The sequence below is a fragment of the Staphylococcus sp. EG-SA-2 genome, from assembly GCF_017152085.1.
The window spans coordinates 1-1,551 of record NZ_JACYHC010000746.1 but is presented as its reverse complement, the minus strand read 5'-3'; the positions used below and the strand labels follow the sequence as shown (position 1 = coordinate 1,551).

The following is a 1,551-nucleotide window of genomic DNA, read 5'->3' as shown; positions in this document are numbered from 1 at the left end:
GCTAAGACAACTTTCGCCCCTTCTTCATGTAGTAATGTTGCAATTGCTTCTCCAATACCACTACCTGCACCTGTAACTACTGCTATTTTATCTGTTAATACTGTCATAATGATCGACTCCTTTGATTCTTTTTATTTTTTCAGGGTAAATCATAAATACATATTACTTTTAAAAAGCGTATCACAATTCATATAACGGTCATAATAACTCGCTTCATTTTCATAGATAAATTACATTACAAGCCATTCGAAATATACAATTAATCGTTGCTTATATTTTTTATTTTTAAAAATGTTGAAAAATCGTCACTTCTTTATTGTAAAAACATTATATTAGTACTAAAGTTAATACTGTGATTTATCATTCGATTGAATGATTAGAGGGAGGAATTAAACGTGACATATCATGAGCGTGTTTTAGCATTAAGAGCAGAAAGTAAAAGAACCGCATTTGATTTTCGATTCGAAGATTTATTTAGCAAAGAAGAATGGCTAAGTATGTCTCTTGCAGAAAGACAAAAAGCTGAAAAAGCATTTCGACACGAAGTTAAAAATATGGACGATGTAAGAATGCCCTTCTCAAGTGTCCATGACGCCCAAGTAAAATTATATAATATTGTATATTCTTATAACGGCATTAAACGTAATTTTAAACAAGTTGAAAATGAAGGATTCTAATATCATTTCGTTTATATATAGCAGACATGATAGAATTTTATATGTAAATCTTGTAGGTAATCGTTTTAAAAATAATATAAGTATGACTAAAGCCACATCCAATATAGGACGTGGCTTTTAGTATCGTTCCAGATTTGTGGGGAGTTAGGGTTTACTTAATTAAAGGGATCTGCCCTCAATTGCTCACCAACGAGGGCAAGTTACATCAATCACACTTCAATTGCCGCCGACTAGGGGTAGTAATCATTGGCAATAAGAACTAGTTAGTGACTAACGATTTACGTTCCATAGCAAAGTGATACAAACGCTCAGCATCAATGTAAGGCATAGAATCAATAGTTAGGTAACCATCTTTGATGTCACCAATTAATCCTTGATTTACACCAGTGTTCACGTAAATATCATAGCTACTTACGTCTGAGAAAATAAGCGCTTCAATCTCTTTTCTCATAATCATCACTCCAATGTTTATATATTATTTATATAAACTCTCTCGTCTCTCTCTATTTATTAACTTCTTACAAGTCTAATATTACATGAATTTCCAAATAAATAAAGAGGTTTGTGATGTATTTCACAAATTTATCACTATTTTGGAAAATTAAGAAATAGTTAATTATATAAAAGTTTAATAAGTCAGAAAATATGATAAAATGTAGATGTTCTTTAGACATTAAAAGCTTCTAACATGATACGGAATATGAGGTTCCTGTATCACATTAGAAGCTTTTTTGTTGCGGTGCTTATATTAATAATGGCATGAATGAACGCATGCTGTCTTAGTTTCAGGAATCGGCTAGAATATTAAACTTCCGTTCTTTGAATATTTTTTAATTTCTTACTAATATCATCCAGTTCATTCTTCGCCTTTTTA

General features: G+C 31.0%; 4 protein-coding genes. 2 read left to right on the top strand and 2 right to left on the bottom strand.

Annotated elements, in window-relative coordinates; genetic code table 11:
• On the bottom strand, positions 1-107 hold a 107-nt coding region (locus tag IDG60_RS13600; RefSeq protein WP_206160794.1), incomplete at its 3' end, for an SDR family NAD(P)-dependent oxidoreductase.
• A gap of 288 nt (positions 108-395) precedes the next feature.
• Between IDG60_RS13600 and IDG60_RS13595 the strand changes: the two genes are divergently transcribed.
• Entirely contained in the window at positions 396-677 is a 282-nt protein-coding gene (locus IDG60_RS13595) for a single-stranded DNA-binding protein (protein ID WP_000220936.1), read from the top strand.
• Complete coding sequence (locus IDG60_RS13590; RefSeq protein ID WP_001791851.1) at positions 613-798, top strand: hypothetical protein; 186 nt, start codon at positions 613-615, stop codon at positions 796-798. Before IDG60_RS13595 ends, IDG60_RS13590 begins: the two co-directional genes overlap by 65 nt.
• 138 nt (positions 799-936) lie before the next feature.
• Here IDG60_RS13590 and IDG60_RS13585 read toward each other — a convergent pair whose 3' ends face one another.
• The gene (locus tag IDG60_RS13585; RefSeq protein ID WP_001224379.1) at positions 937-1,128 is read right to left on the bottom strand and encodes a hypothetical protein; all 192 of its coding nucleotides are present in this window, start codon (positions 1,126-1,128) and stop codon (positions 937-939) included.
• Positions 1,129-1,551 lie beyond the last annotated feature (423 nt).